This window comes from Pseudomonas sp. F01002 (genome assembly GCF_004402115.1).
Lineage (GTDB): Bacteria > Pseudomonadota > Gammaproteobacteria > Pseudomonadales > Pseudomonadaceae > Aquipseudomonas > Aquipseudomonas frigoris.
Genome location: NZ_SOPU01000014.1, coordinates 45,252 through 65,989, shown reverse-complemented (window position 1 = coordinate 65,989; position 20,738 = coordinate 45,252). Strand labels below are relative to the sequence as shown.

Genomic DNA, 20,738 nt, shown 5'->3' with positions numbered 1-20,738 from the left:
ATCAAGCATCCAGTAGCGCGCGGGCAATGGTTTGGAGTTTACGGGTGAGCGGACCAACCGGCCAGCTCAGTGCGGCATAGGCGCGCACCGGCCAAACGCCATACACGCTGTTGCAGACAAAGACTTCATCAGCCCATTGCAGCTGATCGAGGGTGATGTCGGTGATTTGCGTGGGGATCCCCAACGACTCGGCTTGAAACAATAATTCGGCACGCATCACACCGGCAACGCCACAGCGCTTCAAATCAGCCGTGATCAACATGCCATCGCGGATCAGAAACAGATTGCTGAACACGCCTTCAATGACGCGACCCGCCTGATCGAGCATCAAGCCTTCGGCGTGCTCCGTATCTTGCCATTCGGCGCGAGCTATCACTTGTTCCAGACGGTTAAGGTGTTTGAGGCCGGCAAGCAGTGGCTGCCTGGACAGTCGTGTCGCACAAGGGAACAGGCGAACGCCCTGCTCGCCATGAACGGCAGGATAAGCAGCGGGTGGATTACCTTGCAGAATACGTCGGGCTTGAGCCGAGGGATCGGGGGCGTAACCGCGCAGACTGTCGCCGCGGGTGATGATGAGCTTGAGCACGCCCTGACCCAGTGCGCTGGCATAGGCCAGCAGCTCACTGCGGATCAACTCATGATCGGCAGTGATCGCCAGGCGTGAACAGCCATCGGCCAGACGCGCCAGATGTCGGTCCAGCAGCAACGGTTGCCCGCCACGCACGGCAACGGTCTCGAACAGACCATCACCGTAAGCCAGGCCGCGATCCTTCAGCGACAAAGCGTCAGCCGGCTGACCATCGACCCAGCTGTCCATCAGTCAGCGAACCGGCGGAACACCAGCGAGCCGTTGGTGCCGCCAAACCCGAAGGAGTTGGACAGCACCACATCGATATCCATATTGCGCGCGGTATGCGGTACGAAATCGAGGTCGCAACCTTCGTCCGGCTCATCGAGGTTGATGGTCGGCGGCGCTACCTGGCTGTTGATCGCCAGCACACTGAAGATCGCCTCGACCGCGCCCGCCGCACCCAACAGGTGACCGGTCATGGACTTGGTCGAACTGACCGCCAGCTTGTAAGCGTGATCGCCGAACACCGACTTGATCGCACAGGCTTCGGCAAGGTCGCCGGCCGACGTCGAGGTGCCGTGGGCGTTGACGTACTGAACCTGGTCGCCATTGATCTTGGCATCGCGCAGCGCATTGGTGATGCAACGTGCAGCACCCGCGCCATCGGCCGGTGGCGAAGTCATGTGGTAAGCATCGCCACTGGTGCCGAAGCCGATCAGCTCGGCGTAGATCGTCGCGCCACGGGCCTTGGCGTGCTCCAGTTCTTCGAGAACCAGAGCGCCGGCACCGTCGGACAGCACGAAGCCATCACGGCCCTTGTCCCATGGACGGCTGGCGCGGGTCGGCTCGTCGTTGCGGGTCGACAGTGCGCGGGAGGCACCGAAGCCGCCCATGCCCAAACCGCAAGCTGCCATTTCAGCGCCGCCGGCAATCATCACGTCGGCTTCGTCGTACATGATGTTGCGTGCCGCCATGCCGATGCAGTGCGTACCGGTGGTACACGCGGTGGCGATGGCGTAGTTAGGTCCCTGTGCGCCCAGATGGATGGACAGAAAACCGGAAATCATATTGATGATCGAGCCAGGCACGAAAAACGGAGAAATCCGTCGTGGGCCGGAATCATGCAGCGTGCGGCTGGTTTCTTCGATATTGGTCAGTCCGCCAATCCCCGACCCCATGGCCACGCCGATGCGCTCACGGTTGGCGTCGGTGACTTCCAGACCGGCGTTACGAACTGCCTGAAAACCTGCGGCCAGACCGTATTGAATGAACAGGTCGAGCTTGCGAGCTTCCTTGACCGACAGGTATTCCTCGACATTGAAGCCCTTTACCGAGCCGCCAAAACGGGTGGAATAGGCAGAAAGGTCGGTGTGTTCGATCAGACCAATGCCACTGCGGCCAGCCAGAATGCCCTGCCAACTGCTCGGCACATCCGTGCCCAGTGGCGACAACATACCCATACCGGTGACTACGACGCGTCTACGCGACACAGCACTCTCCTTTTTCAAATGACGACTTTGCATCAGGCCTAAAGAAAAAACCGCACGCCGTGATGGCAGTGCGGTTTTTCCATGACAGCAAGCAACGATTACAAGCTATTAAGCCTGGTGGTTAGTAACGTAATCGATTGCGGCTTGTACAGTAGTGATCTTCTCAGCTTCTTCGTCAGGAATTTCGGTCTCGAATTCCTCTTCCAGAGCCATCACCAGCTCAACGGTGTCAAGGGAGTCGGCACCCAGGTCTTCAACGAAGGAAGCAGTGTTGACCACTTCTTCTTCTTTAACGCCCAGTTGCTCAGCAACGATTTTCTTGACGCGCTCTTCGATGGTGCTCATACCTTGTTTTCACTCCTAATGGACAAATTCAGGCAGCTGGCCAGTGGGTAAGTGTATAGAAAGACTTTTCAGTTTTTCAACTGAAAGCTTCACTCCTCAAACCCGACGACCCTCTGCCTATAAATAGATTGCAGCTTTATAACGGATTTTAGACAGCTCGTATGACATTTTTTTGAAGCGATCCGTCACATTTAACTCATGTACATCCCGCCGTTCACCGGGATTGTAGCCCCAGTAACGTAAGCCGCACCGTCGGATGCAAGAAAAGCGACCACAGACGCGATCTCTTGAGCTTGCCCCAGACGGCCCAGCGGAATCTGCGTCTGCAAGGCTTCACGCTGTGCCTCGGGCAGTTCGCGGGTCATATCGGTGTCGATGAACCCAGGGGCCACCGAGTTTACCGTAATCGAACGCGAACCGACTTCACGCGCCAGTGAACGGCTGAAACCTTCCAGACCGGCCTTGGCGGCTGCGTAGTTTACTTGGCCTGCGTTGCCCATGGCACCCACAACCGACCCAATACTGATAATTCGTCCCCAACGGGCTTTGGTCATACCGCGCAAAACGCCCTTGGACAGGCGAAACAGACTGTTCAGGTTGGTATCGACGACGTCATGCCATTCGTCATTTTTCATCCGCATCATCAGATTATCGCGGGTGATACCGGCATTGTTGACCAGGATCGCCGGCGCACCGAACTGCGATGTAATGCTCGCCAGTACTGCAGCAACGGATTCGTCGCTGGTGACATTGAGTTCCAGGCCAGTGCCTTGAATCCCGCTTTCCTTCAGGGTTGCCGCAATGCGCTCGGCACCCGAGGCAGACGTCGCGGTGCCGATAACGATGGCGCCCTGACGACCCAGTTCCAGGGCGATAGCCTGGCCGATACCGCGGCTCGCGCCAGTGACCAGTGCAACTTTACTTTGCAGACTCATGCAGGCTTCTCCTGATTCAAGCCAGCGCTGCGCGAGCGGCAGCGAAGGCGTCGGGGGTATTGAGGTTGGATGTCGACACGCCTTCGGCGCAACGCTTGTTCAAGCCAGCCAGTACTTTACCTGGGCCGCATTCGACCAACTGGGTAGCACCTTTGGCGGCTAGCGCCTGAACCGATTCGACCCAGCGTACAGGCTTGTAAAGCTGCTCAAGCAGATCGCGCTTGAGGGTTTCCAGATCGGCCGGCACATTGGCGCTGACGTTCTGAACCACTGGAATCTGCGGCGCCTGCCAGTCGATCGCTGCGATCGACTCGGCGAAACGCTCGGCCGCCGGACGCATCAGCTCGCAATGGGACGGCACGCTGACCGGCAACGGCATGGCGCGCTTGGCACCACGGGCCTTGCAGCCTTCGATGGCGCGCTCGACTGCTGCCTTGGCACCGGCGATGACCACCTGGCCAGGGGAGTTGAAGTTGACCGCACTGACCACTTCGCCTTGCGCAGCTTCGGCACAGGCTGCCAGCACATCAGCATCGTCCAGACCGAGAATGGCGGCCATGCCACCTTGCCCGGCCGGAACGGCTTCCTGCATCAACTGACCACGGCGCTCAACCAGCTTCACCGCGTCACCTAGGCTCAGACTGCCTGCGGCGACCAGAGCGCTGTATTCGCCCAGGCTGTGACCGGCAACATAAGCCGGACGCGCGCCACCTTCAGCCAGCCACAGACGCCACAAGGCAATCGAGGCGGTCAGAATGGCCGGCTGGGTTTTATCGGTTTGGTTGAGTTGCTCTTCCGGCCCTTGCTGGGTCAGCGCCCAAAGGTCGTAACCCAGTGCATCGGAAGCTTCTTTGAATGTTTCGAGGACAACCGGATGTTGCGCGCCCAACTCGGCCAGCATGCCGAGGGACTGCGAACCCTGTCCCGGAAAGACGAATGCGAGGGAAGCAGACATGTAACAAGCCCCTAATGATCTTGTCGTCGGAGAATTGACGTCCCGCCTGGGGGACGCAAGAAACTGACAGTTGGATGGCAAATTGAACTGAGCGGTCACATTTAAGCATTGTCCGACGAAAACGCCTAAAGCAACAAATCCTCAAGACGACCGTGAATGCGTTCCGGCAGGTTTTCCTGGATCTCGATCAAGGCGCGCTGAATCGCACTCTGGAAGCCCTGAACCCCCGCCGAACCATGGCTTTTCACCACAATTCCCTGCAACCCGAGGAAGCTAGCGCCGTTATGCCGTGCAGGCGCCAGATCAGCTTGCAGGCGCTTCATCAGCGGCAATGCCAGAGCACCGACCACTTTCGACGCAAGGTTTTTCTTGAACAAGGCTTCGATGCGCGCGGCAATCATGGTCGCCAGGCCTTCGCTGGATTTGAGCAGGATATTGCCGACAAAACCATCACACACCACCACATCCGCCTCGCCACGGTACACACCGTCACCTTCGACAAAACCGATGTAATTGATACCACGAGCACTCTGCAACAAGGTGGCCGCCAGCTTGACCTGCTGATTGCCCTTGATGTCTTCAGTACCGATGTTCAGCAGCGCCACTCGCGGACGAACGATGCCCAGGGCTTCCGCCGCCACCGACCCCATCACCGCAAACTGCAATAGATGCTCGGCGCTGCAATCGACATTGGCGCCCAGGTCGAGCAACTGGCAATAACCCTTCTGCGTCGGAATCGCCGCCACCATCGCCGGCCGATCAATGCCAGGCAAGGTCTTGAGCACAAACCGCGACAACGCCATCAGCGCACCGGTATTGCCGGCACTGACACAGGCCTGGACTTTGCCATCGCGCAGCAACTCCAGCGCCACGCGCATCGACGAGTCGGGCTTGCCGCGCAGGGCCTGTGCAGGTTTTTCGTCCATGGTGATGACTTCGGACGCCGGAGCAATCGACAGACGCGAGCGATCCATAGCCGACTGGCCAGAAAGCAATTCTTCAAGAAGGGAGGGTTGACCGACGAGGGTCAGGTGCAGCGAGGGTGCAGCAGACAGACAAGCAAGGCTGGCCTGAACAATGCTGCGGGGACCGAAGTCCCCGCCCATTGCGTCAATCGCGATGACTTGAGCAGACAAGTGATTACTCGTCAGCGCCCTTGTCGATCACTTTACGGCCACGGTATACGCCTTCTGGCGATACGTGGTGACGCAGGTGAATTTCACCGGTGGTTTTTTCTACAGACAGAGTGCTTGCCGTCAGGGCGTCGTGCGAACGACGCATGTCACGGGCAGAGCGGGATTTTTTGTTCTGCTGAACAGCCATAATTGATTAACTCCTAAACGTTTGGGTCACGCTTTAACTGCGCCAATACACTGAACGGGTTGGACCGCGTTACCTCGTCCTCGCTCGGTTCGGGCTCATCGAGACCCGCCGGCTGCTGGCATTCTTCCGGATGATGAGCAGGCACAATGGGCAAGGCGAGCAAAAGCTCCTCCTCGATCAGTGACTGCAGATCCAAAGGATCTTCGCCCAGTTCCAGCACGTCATAACCTTTCGGCAACGACTGGGTATTCGCACCCTCCTTCACCACAGCATAACTGCATTCGCTATGGATCGGCAGGGTGACCAGCTCAAGACAACGCTGGCAAACCATTTTGACTTCGGTGTCGATAAAACTGTGGATTACCACAGACTTACGTTCATCTCGTTCAAAAACGAATTTAGCCTGCACCGTACCGACAGTGTCGGAAAGCGGGTCGCAGAGTCTCTCCAAATCGGCCAGCAGCAGTTCACCTTGAAGGGTGGTGCCACGATCAGCCAATTTGCGCGGGTCAACGTGAGGTGGAATCGGGTCATTCAACATAGGCGCAGCATTATAGGGATGCCCCCAGCCATGTCAAAGGAAATTCAGCCCTGTCCGTCACTTGCAAGCCTCCGCTAGAATTCGCGCCTGTCTTCTGGAGATGCGCATGCTGCCTTTATTACTCGCTTCAAGCTCGGTTTATCGCCGGGAATTGCTGGCCCGCTTGCAGCTGCCGTTTACCTGCAGCTCGCCGGATATTGACGAAAGCCATCGTCCGGACGAGTCCGGCATCGAGTTGGTCAAGCGCCTCGCCGAGGAAAAAGCACGCGCGCTGGCCAGCAGCCACCCCGCCCACCTGATCATCGGCTCCGATCAGGTCGCCGTACTTGGCGATCGGATCATCGGCAAACCCCACACCTTCGAAAAGGCCCGCGAACAATTGCTGGCTTCGAGCGGTGCCAGCGTGACCTTCCTTACCGGCCTTGCCCTGTTCAACAGCCAGACCGGCGATTGCCAGGTCGACTGCGTGCCATTCACCGTGAACATGCGCACACTCGACACCGCACGCATCGAACGCTACCTGCGCGCCGAACAGCCCTACGACTGCGCTGGCAGCTTCAAAGCCGAAGGTTTGGGGGTGAGCCTGTTTCAAAGCACCGAAGGCCCTGACGCCACCAGCCTGATCGGCCTGCCATTGATTCGCCTGGTGGACATGCTGCTGGCCGAAGGCGTGCAGATACCTTAAAGATCAAAAGATCGCAGCCTCGTTTCACTCGACAGCTCCTACAAGGGATACGCATTTCAATGTAGGAGCTGTCGAGTGAAACGAGGCTGCGATATTTTGACTTTAAAAAAACCGGCAAAAAGCCGGTTTTTTTTATGCAGCCATAGAATCAGCGCAACGAAGGCCCCTGGAAGCCCATCCACATCGCCAGATGCTCAGCCACGCTGGCACCGAGTTTTTTCGAGAAGCGATCGAACGGCGATTCCTGAACGGTGAAGTCCACCAGCTCTTTCTCGCCAATGACATCACGGGCCACCGAACTGGCATTCCCCAGGCCATCGATCAACCCCAGCGGCAGTGCCTGCTCGCCCGACCAGACCAACCCGGAGAACAACTCTGGATGCTCCTTATCCTTGAGGCGGTCGCCACGACCTTTCTTGACGCTGCTGATGAATTGCTGATGAGTGGTATCGAGCACACCCTGCCAGAACTGAGTTTCTTCAGGCTTCTGCGGCTGGAACGGATCGAGGAACGATTTGTGCTCGCCGGAGGTGTAAGTGCGACGCTCGACACCCAGCTTCTCCATCGTCCCGACAAAGCCATAACCGGCCGCCGTCACACCAATGGAACCTACCAGGCTCGCCTTGTCGGCGTAGATCTGATCTGCCGCGCTTGCGATGTAATAAGCACCGGAAGCGCCCAAATCCGAGATTACCGCGTAAACCTTGGTATCCGGATGCAGGCCGCGCAAACGGCGGATCTCGTCATAGACGTAGCCCGACTGCACCGGACTGCCGCCCGGACTGTTGATTCGCAGGATGACACCTTTGACCTTCTCGTCCTCGAACGCTGCACGCAGGCTGCCGACGATGTTATCAGCGCTGGCAGGCTCCTTGTCGGCGATCATGCCGGTCACGTCGATCAGCGCGGTGTAGGTGCCACTGCGAGTGGCGGCTTTTTCCATGTCCATCAACGGCGTGAACAGGATCAACGCGCCAAACAGGTACACAAAGGTCAGCAGCTTGAAGAAAATCCCCCAGCGACGGGACCGGCGCTGCTCCTGCACGCCAGCTAGCAGGGTCTTTTCCAGCAGCTTCCAGCTTTTCTCGTCACCGCTCTCTGCGCTCGCCTTGGCGGGCGCTTTCCATTCGTCGGTCATGACATCTACCCCAGCAAAAACCTATTAAGCCCGCTGACTCAGCCAGGCATGCAATTCTGAAAAACGATCAATGGCCAGTGCCGGCTCGAACAACTTCAACGCTTCGATCGATTGCGCGCCATAGCTGACGGCCACCGAATCCATGCCGGCGTTGCGCGCCATCTGCAAGTCAAAGGACGAATCGCCCACCATCAGCGCCTGCTCCGGGCGAACCTCGCAGTGAGCGAGGATCTGCTCAAGCATCAGCGGATGGGGTTTGCTGGCGGTTTCGTCAGCCGCGCGGGTGATATCGAAATAATCTTCCCAGCCGTGAGACTTCAGCACCCGATCCAGCCCGCGACGAGCCTTGCCGGTCGCGACCGCCAAGTGATAACCCTCGGCACGAAACGCCTCCATCGACTCGACCACACCCTCGAACAACGGCGAAGGAACAGCCTCAGAGGCGATGTAGTGATCAGCATAGTGCTGACGGAAGGCTACCAATTCGTCGTCGCCGATTTCCGGATATAACGTGCGAATCGCCTCCGGCAAACCGAGACCGATGATGCCCTTGACGGCAAAATCATCGCGCAACTGAAAACCGGAGCGCTCGGACGCGACATGCATCGACTCGACAATCCGACCAATGGAGTCGGCGAGAGTGCCGTCCCAATCGAAAATCAGCAGCTTGTAATCAGATGGGTGCACTCAGGCGCTCCACGGTTTTGGCCCACATCTCGTCGACCGGCGCCTGCAACTTCAGCTCACCACCATCAGGCAGCGGCACGGTCAGCATGTAGGCGTGCAGGAACAGGCGCTTTCCGCCCAGATCACGAATCTCTTTGCTGAAGCCTTCATCGCCGTACTTGGTGTCACCGGCAATGCAATGCCCGGCGTGCAAGGTGTGGACGCGGATTTGGTGAGTCCGGCCGGTAATCGGTTTGGCTTCGATCAGGGTGGCAAAGTCGCCAAAACGACGCAGGACCTTGAACACGGTCACGGACTCCTTGCCCTCCTCCTCGTCGACCTCGACCATACGCTCGCCGGAGCGCAGGTTGCTCTTGCCGAGCGACGCTCGGACTTGCTTGATCGAGGCCGCCCAGTTGCCGCGAACCAGCGCCATGTAGCGCTTGTCGACGCCATCGCCGCGCAATGCCGTGTGCAAGTGACGCAGCATGCTGCGCTTCTTGGCGATCATCAGCAGGCCGGAGGTGTCACGGTCGAGACGGTGAACCAGTTCGAGCTCCTTGCAATCGGGACGCAACTGACGAAAGGCTTCGATCACCCCGTAAGTCAAGCCGCTGCCACCGTGAACCGCGATGCCGCAAGGCTTGTTGATCACGATCAACGCCTTGTCCTCGAACACAATCGAGGCTTCGAGGCGCTGCAGCAGGCCTTGTGCCAGCGGCACCGGCTCGTCGCGCTCAGGCACGCGAACCGGCGGCACGCGCACGATATCGCCCGCCTGCAGCTTGTATTCGGGCTTGATCCGACCTTTGTTCACTCGCACTTCGCCTTTGCGCAAAATGCGGTAAATCAAGGTCTTGGGCACGCCTTTGAGCCGAGCGAGAAGGAAGTTATCAATACGTTGGCCGGCATATTCCGGCGAGACCTCCAGCAGTTGTACGGCTGGGGTCGAAGGGGCAGTAGTCGTCATGGCGCGGATGATAACAATTTTTTATGGAATTGAAGCACTTAATCATTGCTGCTATAGTCGCGAACGCCGCCAAAAGTGGCCTGGACAGCGGACTAACGGTCAAAAACCGGCCCTGACCAACGCAATTCACGAGGACGAGAGGCCGTCCTACGGGGCTTTCGCTACGAAACGGTAGAGTTTGCAGTTGTAACGAGCGCAGGTGACATGAGGCCTGAAGCATGCCGCAAAGCAGAGTTTTCACTCGCCTTGCGAGCAAATATTCACGGCCAGTTCACAAAGTGCAGTCAGCTACGAACAACCCCGAGCGAACGCTTCGGAAACAACGCCTAAATTAGCCATGATGCGTGACCTCCCCTTTCGGAGCTCACGGTAAATGCCAACCCGCTGCGGATTCTGCGCGCGGCAGCACCCGAATTATCAGGGATACGTGTAGGGTGGAGATGCACAACCGCTGGACTGTGTAGCAATAGGCTTTATCAAGACGCTTCATCTCGTCCACAGCCGCTGGTTGATTCCTCCTCCTGACTGAGTGCTTAAGTAGCCACAGCAAGCAGGACGCGTACGTCGCGACGCCGGCCCAATTGGTCGGGGTTCGCTAGACACTGGAGTGTCCAACCACTCCTGACGCACCTGACACCGACCATGAGAAGTCGTGTGTGCCGAACGCCGTTTCCGGCAGCCCGGAAACCGACGGTACTACATGAAAAGAATGCTGATTAACGCAACTCAACCCGAAGAGTTGCGTGTTGCACTGGTAGATGGCCAACGCCTCTACGACCTGGACATCGAATCCGGTGCACGCGAGCAGAAAAAGGCCAACATCTATAAAGGCCGGATTACTCGCATCGAACCAAGCCTTGAGGCTGCCTTTGTCGATTTCGGCTCCGAGCGCCACGGCTTCCTGCCCCTCAAAGAAATCTCCCGCGAATACTTCAAGAAAGCCCCCGAAGGCCGCGTCAACATCAAGGACGTCCTGAGCGAAGGCCAGGAAGTCATCGTTCAGGTCGAAAAAGAAGAACGTGGCAACAAGGGCGCAGCCCTGACCACCTTCATCAGCCTGGCCGGTCGTTACCTGGTTCTGATGCCGAACAACCCGCGTGCCGGCGGTATTTCCCGTCGCATCGAAGGTGAAGAGCGCAACGAACTGCGTGAAGCACTGAACGGCCTGGTTGCCCCAGCCGACATGGGTCTGATCGTTCGCACTGCCGGCCTGGGCCGCAGCAGCGAAGAAATGCAGTGGGACCTCGACTACCTGCTGCAACTCTGGACCGCCATCAAAGAAGCCTCGCTGGATCGCTCCGCGCCGTTCCTGATCTACCAGGAAAGCAACGTGATAATCCGCGCCATCCGCGATTACCTGCGCCAGGACATCGGCGAAGTGCTGATCGACAGCGTTGAAGCCCAGGACGAAGCCCTGACCTTCATCCGCCAGGTGATGCCGCAGTACGCCAGCAAGATCAAGTTGTACGAAGACAGCGTTCCGCTGTTCAACCGTTTCCAGATTGAAAGCCAGATCGAGACCGCTTTCCAGCGCGTCGTTGAACTGCCTTCCGGCGGCTCCATCGTTATCGATCCGACCGAAGCCCTGGTGTCCATCGACATCAACTCGGCGCGCGCCACCAAAGGCAGCGACATCGAAGAAACCGCCCTGCAGACCAACCTTGAAGCCGCCGAAGAAATCGCCCGTCAGTTGCGCTTGCGCGACATCGGCGGCCTGATCGTCATCGACTTCATCGACATGACCCCTGCCAAGAACCAGCGCGCCGTGGAAGAAAAAGTCCGCGAATGCCTGGAAGCCGACCGCGCTCGCGTGCAAGTCGGTCGCATCTCGCGCTTCGGCCTGCTGGAAATGTCCCGTCAGCGCCTGCGTCCATCCCTGGGCGAAAGCAGCGGCATCGTTTGCCCGCGTTGCAACGGCACCGGCATCATCCGTGACGTTGAATCGCTGTCGCTGGCGATTCTGCGCCTGATCGAAGAAGAAGCCCTGAAAGACCGCACTGCCGAAGTTCGCGCCCAAGTGCCGATCCCGGTCGCCGCGTTCCTGCTCAACGAAAAACGCAACTCGATCACCAAGATCGAACTGCGCACCCGTGCCCGCATCGTCATTCTGCCGAACGATCATCTCGAAACGCCGCACTTCGAAGTGCAGCGTTTGCGCGATGACAGCCCGGAAGCCGCGGTCGGCCAGTCCAGCTACGAAATCGCTGCTGCCGCTGCCGAAGTCGAAGAAGTCCAGCCAGCCGCTGCGACCCGCACCCTGGTTCGCCAGGAAGCCGCGGTCAAGACTGCTCCGGCTCGCGCCAACGCTCCGATTCCGACCGAAGTCGTCGCTGCCGCACCTGTTGCTGCACCGGTCGCCGCGCCTGAGCCAAGCCTGTTCAAAGGCCTGGTGAAGTCGCTGGTCAGCCTGTTCGCGACCAAAGAAGAGCCAGTTACTCCGGTTGTGGTTGAAAAACCAGCAACCACCGAGCGTCCGGCCCGCAACGAAGAACGTCGCAACGGTCGTCAGCAGAGCCGCAACCGTAACGGTCGCCGCGATGAAGAGCGCAAGCCTCGTGAGGAACGTGCACCGCGTGAAGAGCGCGCACCACGTGAGCCACGCGAAGCCCGCGAAGAAACTCCAGCGGTAGCAGTAGAACGTGCTCCACGTGAAGAGCGCGCACCTCGCGCACCTCGTGAAGAACGTGCACCGCGCGCTCCTCGCGAAGATCGCAAGCCACGTGGCGATCGTGAAGAACGCCCGGCTCGTGAATTGCGTGAGCCTCTGGATGCCGCTCCGGCCGCCGCTGCTATCGCCGCTACCGCTGAAGAGCGTCCAGCCCGCCAGCCACGCGAAGAACGTGCTCCACGCCCACCGCGTGAAGAACGTCAGCCACGTGCCGAGCAAGCCGCTGCCGCAGTAGCTGAAGAAGAGTTGGTTACCAACGAAGAGCAACTGCAGGAAGACGGTCAGGAAGGCGCCGAAGGCGATCGTCCACGCCGCCGCTCCCGTGGCCAGCGTCGTCGCAGCAACCGTCGTGAGCGTCAGCGCGATGCCAACGGTAATGTGATCGAAGGTTCGGAAGAATCCGAGTCCGCCGAAGGTAACGAAGCTGCCGAAACCATCGAAGCGCCAAGCGCTGCCGATCTGGCCGCCGGCCTGGCTGTTACCGCAGCCGTTGCCAGCACCGTGATCAGCGCTCCAGCCGAAGCACAGGCTAACGAGCAAGCCGAACGCGCGACTGCCGCCACCCTGGAAACTGCTCCAGTGGAAGCGCCAGTGGTTGAAGCAACGACTTCGGTCGAAGCCACCGCAGCTCCGGAAATCGAAGTCGCCCCGGTTCGTGAAGCACAGCCTGTATTTGAAGCTGCCGCTGAGCCAGTGGTTGCCGCAGAACCGGTTGTCGAAACAGCCACCGAAACAGTGACTGAAGCTGTCCGTGAAATTCGCGAAGAGCAAACCGCGTTCAACTGGGTTGGCGAGCCAGCCGCCGCCGAAGCGCCAGAAGCCGAGGCCATGGTGTCCGAGCCAGTGGTTGCTGCTGCCGAGCCTGCTCCGGTGGTTGAAGCGCCGGTTGTTGCCGAAGTGGCCGCACCGGAAGTCGAAGCCGCCCCTGTCAGCGCCCTGACGCCAAGTGGCCGTGCGCCGAACGACCCACGTGAAGTGCGTCGCCGCAAGCGTGAAGCCGAGCGTCTGCAGAAAGAAGCCGAACTGGCCGCCGCTGCTGCTCCGGCTGCTGTCGAACCAGCACCGGTTGTCGCTGAAGTCGTCGAGGCAGCACCTGCCCCGGCTGCTGAAGTCGCTGCTGCCGAACCAGCTGAATCGGTGATCGACGAAGCACCGCGCTCCGTTCAGGAAGCGGTAGAGCAACACGAGCAAGCCCTGGAAAAAGAACACGAGCCTAAACCTCTCGTCTGATTCCATCGGCCACTAAAAAGCCCCGCCTGGTGATCCAGGCGGGGCTTTTTTATGCCCTTAAATATCACGGTGATCCAATGTGGGAGCGGGCTTGCTCGCGAAAGCGGTTTAACATTCGACATTTGTGCAAGCTGATTCACCGCTTTCGCGAGCAAGCCCGCTCCCACATTGGATCTGTATCGAGGCTACTGGTAGATCAACTTCTCTGGCACATCCACATCCCACAACACCCCGGGATCGTCCACCATCACCTCGACCACCCTCGCCTGCGCAAACAACGCCTTGGCACCTCGATCACCGGACAACGCCATCAACGCAGCACCGAAGCTGCGCCCAAATCCCACCGGATGCCCAAACTCACCTTGATGCACCGGAACACTGACGGCGTCATCAGCAATCTCCGCCACCACACGCTCAATACTCGTTGGAAGGATGAACGGCATATCCCCCAGCACAATCAGCCAGCCACTGAGCTGAGGACACGCCGCCACACCGGCCGCGATGCTGTCACCCATGCCGGTCGATTCGATCAGCACAATCTCGCAACCATAAGCCTTGGCCATGCGGATCACTTGTGGTCGATCCACAGTGGTCACCAGGACGCGCTTCTCAAGGGAGGCCGGCACATTCACCAGCACTTGCTCGATCATCGAATGAACAGCACCCTCGCGCCCCGTGCAATCCGCCACCAGCTTGTCCCTCTCGGCACCGGCCTCCTGTCGAAACCGACTGCCCTGCCCCGCTGCCAAAACGATGACGCCGATGGGTTCGCTCATACGACCTCCTGCAACGGCTTCTTCTGCTTCAGTTCGACGCCATTCTTGATCGCCACGATTTCGGCCAGCAGCGACAAGGCGATTTCCGCCGGTGTGTGGCTGCCAATGTGCAAACCGATCGGGCCGTGCAGCCGAGAGATAGCCTCTTGTGACAAGCCTAGCTGAGCCAGATTGTCCCGGCGTTTCTGGCTGTTGACCCGTGAACCCAACGCACCGACATAAAACGCCCTGGAATCCAGCGCCGTCAGCAGCGCCATGTCATCGAGTCGAGGATCGTGGGTCAGCGCGACGATGGCCGTACGCTCGTCAGTCTGGATGCTGAGCACCGCTTCATCAGGCATGCCCGAAACAAATCGCCCGTGCTGCTCTTCCCAACCGTAAACGAACTCGGTGCGCGGATCGCAGATCAGCACTTCGAAATCCAGCAAACGAGCCATCTCGGCGACATACCGGGACAACTGCCCCGCACCGATCAGCAACAGCCGCCAACGCGGACCGTAAATGGCCCGCAACGTCTTGCCATCGAACGTCAGCACATCAGTCTTGTCAGCCGGTTGCAGAATGACTTCACCCGTCTCGACACTGAGCGAGCGAGCCACGATTTCATGCGCCTCGCAGCGCGCCAGCAACTCGGCGACCCAAGCCGGGTCACCGACCCGCTCCTCAGTCAGGCGCAAGGTGCCGCCGCACGGCAAACCGAAGCGTGCCGCCTCCTCACGGGTGACGCCGTAAGTGATCAATTGCACCGGCGGCCCATCGGCTGGAATACGACCGTCGTGTAGCCGGGCAATCAAATCGTCTTCGACACAACCACCGGACACAGAGCCAATCACCACGCCATCTTCACGCAAGGCAAGCATGGCGCCAGGTGCCCGAGGCGCGGTGCCCCAGGTCTGGACGACGCTGTACAACACCACCCGCTGACCGGCGCGGCGCCATTCCAGTACGCTGCGCAGGACGTTCAGATCGACGCTGTCCATCAGGCTTGCGCCTTCTGCCAACCTTGCAGCTGATAGCGAACCGGCAGGTTGCGGATGCGCTTGCCGGTGGCGGCAAAAATTGCGTTGCACAGCGCTGGCGCAATCGGAGGCACGCCTGGTTCACCGACACCGCCCAGTGGCACATTGCCTGGCGGTGTGACCAGATGAACCTCAACTTCCTTAGGCGCCAGGGACATGCGCGCCACTTCGTACATGTGGAAGTTGTCCTGCTGGACCTTGCCGTCCTTGAAGCTGATTTCCCCCAGCACCGCGTTGCCCAGGCCCATGACACAGGCACCTTCGAACTGCGCACGAATGCGCTCGGGGTTGATCTGCGGACCGCAATCCACGGCGATGTCGGCCTTGTGCACGATCAGCGTGCCGTCGTCTTTGACTTCAACCTCAATCACCGTCGCCACATAAGTCACGAAGCTGTAATGCACCGCCAGCCCCAGGCCTCGGCCCTTGGGCAACTCACGACCCCAGCCGGCAGCTTTCGCAGCGGTTTCCAGCACCATACGCAGACGCGCGGTGTCGATCGGATAACGCTCCGGGGATTCCCCATAGTTCCACTCTTCACTCAAGGTGCGCGGATCGATCTGCCGGTCCGGGCCGAGCAATTTGATCTGGTACTTGAGCGGATCCTGGCCGGCCTTGTGCGCCAGTTCATCGACAAAGCTCTGAATCGCAAAACCGTGAGGAATGTTCGACACCGAGCGATACCAGCCGACGCGGGTATGGACCGTCGCTTCCGGGTTTTCCAGGCGCACGTTGGGAATCGCGTAAGCCATGTTGGTAAAGCCCATGCCCAGCTCGAAGGCCGCCTCGTGGTTCATGCCCGGCGCAAACAACGCGGTGATGCTCGGCGCCACGGTGCGGTGCAACCAGCCGGACGGCAGGCCGTCTTTGTTCAGGCTGGCTTTCAAGTACTCGGCCGACACCGTGTGGAAATAGGAGCAGTGGATGTCGTCTTCACGGGTCCATTGCACTCGCACCGCCTTGCCAGGGAACTCCTTGGCAAGGATGGCCGCTTCGATGATGAAGTCCGGTTTGGATTTACGACCGAAACCGCCACCGAGCAAGGTGACATTGAAGGTGACGTTATCGAACGGAATGCCGAGGCGTTCGCCAATTCGTTCGCGGGTGACTTGTGGTGCCTGGCTTGGGGCCCAGGCTTCGCAGACGCCGTCCTTGAAGCGGGCGATGGCGACCATCGGTTCCATGGGCGCTTGCGTGAGGTGCGGCAGGTAATAGGATGCTTCGAGCGTGCTGTCGGCGCTGCCCATCGCTTCATCGATGTTGCCGGTATTGCGCACCACTTTGCCCGGTTTGAGGGACGCGGCTTCCAGTTCCTTGCGGTAGGCGATCGAGTCATAACTGGCGTTAGGACCATCATCCCACTCGATTTTCAGCGCCTCGCGGCCCTTGATCGCGGCCCAGGTATTGCTGGCCACCACGGCCACGCCGCCCAACGGCTGAAACTCCGACGGTAGCGGATGGCCTTCGATCTGCACAACCTTGATCACGCCCAGGACTTTCATCGCGGCGCTGGAGTCGACGGACTTGACCTTGCCGCCGTACACCGCAGGACGTGCAATGGTGGCGTAGAGCATGCCGTCGAAATGGACGTCTGCACCGTAAATGGCGCGGCCATTGACGATGTCGGCACCGTCGATGGCCTTGGTGCCTTCCTTGCCGATGTAGCGGAATTCCGACGGCTGCTTGAGTCGCAGGCTGTCACGCGCCGGCACTGCCAACGCACCGGCAGCGGCGGCCAAGGCGCCGTAACCCAACTCACGACCGGTCGGTTGGTGAATGACTTTATGCAGTTGCGCGCGGCATTCGCTGACCGGCACTTTCCACTGATCGGCAGCCGCTTGTTCAAGCATGGTCCGCGCGGCAGCACCGCAGCGACGCATCGGCTCGTACCAGTGGCGCATGCTGCGCGAGCCATCGGTGTCCTGGTTGCCGAAGCGCACTTCATCGCCCGGCGCCTGTTGCACCTTCATCATCGCCCAGTCGGCTTCCAGTTCATCGGCCACCACCATCGTCAGGCTGGTGCGCACACCCTGGCCCATTTCCGAACGGTTGCAGACCACAGTCACCGTGCCGTCAGCGGCGATGCTGACGTACACCTTCGGATCATCGATCCAGCCGTTGGGCATGCCATCGGCACCGAATTTCTTTTCTTTCTCGGCAGCAAACGCGTCTTGCCAGCCCCAGCTCGCCACCAGTACCAGCGCACTGGTGGCGCCAACGCCTTTGAGGAAACCGCGGCGACTGAGGTTGCTCAGCGCGAAATCATTCGGTAACTGGCTCATGCCTTGGCCTCCTTCAGGTGAGTGGATGCCTGGCGGATGGCGGTCTTGATGCGGTTGTAAGTGCCGCAGCGGCAAATGTTGCCGACCATCGCCTCTTCGATCTGTTCGTCGCTGGGGTTCGGGTTGGTCTTGAGCAGCGCCGTGGCGGACATGATCTGCCCGCCCTGACAGAAACCGCACTGGGCCACGGCGGTGTCGAGCCAGGCTTGCTGGACGACTTGTCCGACCGGGTCGGCGTGCAGGTTGTCGATGGTGGTGACGTTCTGGCCGACCACCGAACCGATCGGCGTGATGCAACTGCGCGCCGGGGCGCCTTCGATATGGATGGTGCAGGCGCCGCACAGGCCCATGCCGCAGCCGAATTTGGTGCCGTTGTAACCGGCCACGTCGCGGATTGCCCAGAGCAGCGGCATGTCCTCGGTGACATCGAGTTGATGGTCTTGACCACTGAGCTTCAGGGTAATCATGGGCACGCCCGCATAGTTATTGGTTATGGGGTCGAGCAATCTGCCGCCTGGGGTTGGCGGTTGGCATCACGCAGATCGGCTCAGGCTAACGAGGCTCTCTTATGCGGACGGTCGCGTCTGCATCGGGCCTTTGGTGGAGCAAACGTTTGCATCGTTAGGTGGCTAAGTTAACCCAGCATTAACAAAAAAGCCCTCCACAGTTAAACGTGTGCAGGGCTTTGAAATCAGTATTGAAAGCGTAGCCTCAATACCGATTGGGCTCCATTTCCAGGTCGACATGAAAACGTTCTGAAATGTCTTTCTGGATACGTTGCGCCAGGTTCAGCAATTGCAGACCGGTCGCGTTGCCATAGTTGACCAGCACCAACGCCTGCAATTTATGCACGCCAGCGTCGGCATCACGGAAACCTTTCCAGCCGGCCCGCTCGATCAGCCAGCCCGCCGCCAGTTTCATCTGCCCGTCGGGTTGCGCGTAGGCCACCAGATCCGGGAATTCACCTTTGAGTTGCGCGACGAGCGCCGCTGGCACCAAAGGATTCTTGAAGAAGCTGCCGGCATTGCCCAGCACTGCCGGGTCTGGAAGCTTTTCGTTGCGGATACTGCAAATCGCCTGGCTGACATCGGTGGCGGTCGGGCGATCGATGCCTTGCTCGGTCAGGCGCTGACGCACCGGGCCGTACTCCAGATGCAGGTGCGCGGCGCGGTCCAGGATGAAACGTACCCGCAGGATCAACCAACGCCCCGGTTCCTGTTTGAACAGGCTGTCGCGGTAGGCGAAGTTGCATTCTTCCAGGGTGAAGTCCCGCAGGTTGCCGGTCTGGCGATCCAGCGCCGTCAGGCCGGCGAACACGTCTTTGATCTCTACACCATAGGCGCCGATGTTTTGCATCGGTGCCGCGCCGACGGTGCCGGGGATCAGGCTGAGGTTCTCCAGCCCCGACAAACCCTGCGCCAGGGTGTGCTGCACGAACGGATGCCAAGGCTCGCCGGCCTCGGCTTCGATCACAACCTTGCTGCCATCATCGCTCAGGATGCGAATCCCGCGCGTGGCCATGCGCAGCACCAGCGACTGGATATCGGCCGTCAGCAGCAAATTGCTGCCACCGCCAATCACCAGCAGCGGCACGTCATGTTCCACCGCATAAGCCAGGGCTTCACGCACGTCGGCATCGCTGTGGGCTTCGGCAAACAGCCTGGCCTGAACATCGACGCCAAAGCTGTTGAACGGTTTGAGCGAAACCTGGGCGTGCACCTGCAAACTCATAACCGTCCCTTCAATTCGATCACCAGCAAATCACTGGCGCGCTCGATCAGGTCCAGCACCTGCTCAAAGCCTTGGTCGCCGTCGTAATACGGATCCGGCACTTCATCGATTTCCGACTGGTAGCGACGCAGGAACAGGTCCAGCTCGGCCTTGCCCCTGGCCGGTTGCAAGGCCTTGAGATTGCGCAGGTTGCTGTGGTCCATTGCCAGAATCAGATCGTAGGTGGCGAAATCGGCGCGAGACACTTGCTGGGCGCGCTGAGCGGACAGGTCATAACCGCGCAGCTTGGCCGCCGCCTGACTGCGCTTGTCCGGGGCCTTGCCGACGTGCCAGTCACCGGTACCGGCGGAGGCAACTTCGATTTGATCGGCCAGCCCCGCTTCGCGCAGTTTGTGTCGTAGCACGCCTTCGGCCGTGGGTGAACGGCAGATGTTGCCCAGGCAGACAAACAAAACCCGCATCAGGCCTCCAGCAGGCGACGAACGCGCTCAAGGTCTTCGACGGTATCGACGCCAGTCGGCGGTGCGATCAGCGCGTCCGCGACGTGAATCCGCACGCCGTGCCACAGGGCACGCAGCTGTTCCAGGGATTCGGTGTTTTCCAGCCAGCACGGGCCCCAGCTGACGAAGTCATGCAGGAAACCGGCGCGGTAGGCATAGATGCCTATATGCCGACGATACGGCACGCCTTCCGGCAATTGCTCGCGGCTTTTGGCAAACGCGTCCCGGGCCCACGGCAACGTGGCACGACTGAAGGTCAGCGCCAGGCCATTAAGGTCGCTGACGACCTTGACCACGTTGGGGTTGAACAGGGTTTCCACGTCTTCGATCGGCTCAGCCAGCGTGGCCATGCGCGCTTCGGTGTGGGCGGCCAGGTTGGCAGCCACCTGATCGATCACGCTCGGCGGGATCAGCGGTTCGTCACCCTGAACGTTGACCACAATGGCGTCGGGCGCCAGGCCCAGCTTCGCGGCGACTTCGGCCAAACGGTCGGTGCCGGAATTGTGATCTTCGCGGGTCAGCACCACTTCAGCGCCAAACCCGTTGCAGGCCTCGACGATGCGTGCATCGTCAGTGGCCACCACCACGCGCTGGGCGCTGCTTTTGCTCGCCTGTTCCCAGACGTGCTGGATCATCGGCTTGCCGGCGATCAGCAGCAGCGGTTTGCCCGGCAAGCGGGTGGAGGCGTAACGCGATGGAATGACAACGGTAAAGGCTGTGGTCATTTATCCAGACGCTCGTCGGTGGTCAGGGTGCGGGCTTCGGTTTCGAGCATCACCGGGATGCCGTCGCGAATCGGGTAAGCCAGGCCTGCGCCCTTGCTGATCAGCTCGGTTTTGTCGGCGCTGAGCTTGAGCGGGCCTTTGCAGACCGGGCAAGCGAGGATATCGAGCAATTTGGTGTCCATGAGCAT

21 protein-coding genes are annotated in these 20,738 nt (G+C 59.8%); 2 read left to right on the top strand and 19 right to left on the bottom strand.

Translation table 11 applies throughout. From position 1 onward, the window contains the following. Position 1 precedes the first annotated feature (1 nt). From pabC to E3W21_RS08520, 8 genes are all read right to left on the bottom strand, one after another. On the bottom strand, positions 2–817 hold the full coding sequence (pabC, locus tag E3W21_RS08555; protein ID WP_134419085.1) for an aminodeoxychorismate lyase: 816 nt from the start codon (positions 815–817) through the stop codon (positions 2–4). Further along, the gene (gene fabF, locus E3W21_RS08550) at positions 817–2,061 is read right to left on the bottom strand and encodes a beta-ketoacyl-ACP synthase II (protein ID WP_095132060.1); all 1,245 of its coding nucleotides are present in this window, start codon (positions 2,059–2,061) and stop codon (positions 817–819) included. The genes pabC and fabF overlap by 1 nt, the downstream gene beginning before the upstream one ends. A gap of 108 nt (positions 2,062–2,169) precedes the next feature. Continuing rightward, positions 2,170–2,406 carry an acyl carrier protein gene (gene acpP / locus E3W21_RS08545; RefSeq protein ID WP_003442511.1) on the bottom strand — a complete coding sequence of 79 codons (237 nt, stop codon included), beginning with the start codon at positions 2,404–2,406 and terminating at the stop codon, positions 2,170–2,172. Between the two features lie 191 nt (positions 2,407–2,597). Next, entirely contained in the window at positions 2,598–3,341 is a 744-nt protein-coding gene (gene fabG, locus E3W21_RS08540; RefSeq protein WP_134419084.1) for a 3-oxoacyl-ACP reductase FabG, read from the bottom strand. A gap of 16 nt (positions 3,342–3,357) precedes the next feature. Further along, complete coding sequence (gene fabD / locus E3W21_RS08535) at positions 3,358–4,296, bottom strand: ACP S-malonyltransferase (protein WP_129437452.1); 939 nt, start codon at positions 4,294–4,296, stop codon at positions 3,358–3,360. 125 nt (positions 4,297–4,421) lie between these two features. Continuing rightward, entirely contained in the window at positions 4,422–5,432 is a 1,011-nt protein-coding gene (plsX, locus tag E3W21_RS08530) for a phosphate acyltransferase PlsX (RefSeq protein WP_134419083.1), read from the bottom strand. 4 nt (positions 5,433–5,436) lie between these two features. Beyond that, positions 5,437–5,619, bottom strand: a complete 183-nt coding sequence (gene rpmF / locus E3W21_RS08525) for a 50S ribosomal protein L32 (protein ID WP_008152339.1) — start codon at positions 5,617–5,619, stop codon at positions 5,437–5,439. Between the two features lie 13 nt (positions 5,620–5,632). Beyond that, positions 5,633–6,160: a YceD family protein gene (locus E3W21_RS08520; RefSeq protein WP_004371317.1), complete on the bottom strand. Its 528-nt coding sequence runs from the start codon at positions 6,158–6,160 to the stop codon at positions 5,633–5,635. Between the two features lie 106 nt (positions 6,161–6,266). Here E3W21_RS08520 and E3W21_RS08515 point away from each other — a divergent pair, with 106 nt between their 5' ends. Then, on the top strand, positions 6,267–6,845 hold the full coding sequence (locus E3W21_RS08515; protein ID WP_134419082.1) for a nucleoside triphosphate pyrophosphatase: 579 nt from the start codon (positions 6,267–6,269) through the stop codon (positions 6,843–6,845). 148 nt (positions 6,846–6,993) lie between these two features. Here the strand turns inward: E3W21_RS08515 and sppA are convergent, their stop codons facing one another. Genes sppA through rluC form a run of 3 tightly spaced genes read right to left on the bottom strand, consistent with a single transcriptional unit; the run spans position 6,994 to position 9,619 of the window. Then, a complete protein-coding gene (gene sppA, locus E3W21_RS08510) occupies positions 6,994–7,983 on the bottom strand; it encodes a signal peptide peptidase SppA (RefSeq protein WP_129437458.1) in 990 nt (329 codons plus the stop codon). Between the two features lie 24 nt (positions 7,984–8,007). Next, on the bottom strand, positions 8,008–8,670 hold the full coding sequence (locus E3W21_RS08505; protein WP_134419081.1) for an HAD-IA family hydrolase: 663 nt from the start codon (positions 8,668–8,670) through the stop codon (positions 8,008–8,010). Beyond that, positions 8,657–9,619 carry a 23S rRNA pseudouridine(955/2504/2580) synthase RluC gene (rluC, locus tag E3W21_RS08500; RefSeq protein ID WP_046049069.1) on the bottom strand — a complete coding sequence of 321 codons (963 nt, stop codon included), beginning with the start codon at positions 9,617–9,619 and terminating at the stop codon, positions 8,657–8,659. The genes E3W21_RS08505 and rluC overlap by 14 nt, the downstream gene beginning before the upstream one ends. Before the next feature lie 700 nt (positions 9,620–10,319). Here rluC and rne point away from each other — a divergent pair. Further along, positions 10,320–13,517 (top strand): ribonuclease E, encoded by a 3,198-nt coding sequence (rne, locus tag E3W21_RS08495; RefSeq protein ID WP_134419080.1) that lies wholly within the window; start codon positions 10,320–10,322, stop codon positions 13,515–13,517. A gap of 185 nt (positions 13,518–13,702) precedes the next feature. Here the strand turns inward: rne and E3W21_RS08490 are convergent, their stop codons facing one another. The 8 genes from E3W21_RS08490 to E3W21_RS08455 form a co-directional block, all read right to left on the bottom strand. Continuing rightward, positions 13,703–14,293 carry a nucleotidyltransferase family protein gene (locus E3W21_RS08490; protein WP_134419079.1) on the bottom strand — a complete coding sequence of 197 codons (591 nt, stop codon included), beginning with the start codon at positions 14,291–14,293 and terminating at the stop codon, positions 13,703–13,705. After that, complete coding sequence (locus E3W21_RS08485; RefSeq protein WP_134419078.1) at positions 14,290–15,273, bottom strand: XdhC family protein; 984 nt, start codon at positions 15,271–15,273, stop codon at positions 14,290–14,292. The genes E3W21_RS08490 and E3W21_RS08485 overlap by 4 nt, the downstream gene beginning before the upstream one ends. Beyond that, on the bottom strand, positions 15,273–17,594 hold the full coding sequence (locus E3W21_RS08480) for a xanthine dehydrogenase family protein molybdopterin-binding subunit (RefSeq protein ID WP_134419077.1): 2,322 nt from the start codon (positions 17,592–17,594) through the stop codon (positions 15,273–15,275). Before E3W21_RS08480 ends, E3W21_RS08485 begins: the two co-directional genes overlap by 1 nt. Next, a complete protein-coding gene (locus E3W21_RS08475; protein ID WP_134419076.1) occupies positions 17,591–18,061 on the bottom strand; it encodes a (2Fe-2S)-binding protein in 471 nt (156 codons plus the stop codon). Before E3W21_RS08475 ends, E3W21_RS08480 begins: the two co-directional genes overlap by 4 nt. 244 nt (positions 18,062–18,305) lie before the next feature. Next, positions 18,306–19,325, bottom strand: coding sequence for a UDP-N-acetylmuramate dehydrogenase (gene murB, locus E3W21_RS08470; RefSeq protein WP_134419075.1), 1,020 nt, complete (start codon positions 19,323–19,325; stop codon positions 18,306–18,308). Continuing rightward, the gene (locus tag E3W21_RS08465; protein WP_134419074.1) at positions 19,322–19,786 is read right to left on the bottom strand and encodes a low molecular weight protein-tyrosine-phosphatase; all 465 of its coding nucleotides are present in this window, start codon (positions 19,784–19,786) and stop codon (positions 19,322–19,324) included. The genes murB and E3W21_RS08465 overlap by 4 nt, the downstream gene beginning before the upstream one ends. Beyond that, positions 19,786–20,550, bottom strand: coding sequence for a 3-deoxy-manno-octulosonate cytidylyltransferase (gene kdsB / locus E3W21_RS08460; protein WP_046049062.1), 765 nt, complete (start codon positions 20,548–20,550; stop codon positions 19,786–19,788). The genes E3W21_RS08465 and kdsB overlap by 1 nt, the downstream gene beginning before the upstream one ends. Continuing rightward, positions 20,547–20,732, bottom strand: coding sequence for a Trm112 family protein (locus tag E3W21_RS08455; protein ID WP_007945752.1), 186 nt, complete (start codon positions 20,730–20,732; stop codon positions 20,547–20,549). Before E3W21_RS08455 ends, kdsB begins: the two co-directional genes overlap by 4 nt. Between the last annotated feature and the right edge of the window lie 6 nt (positions 20,733–20,738).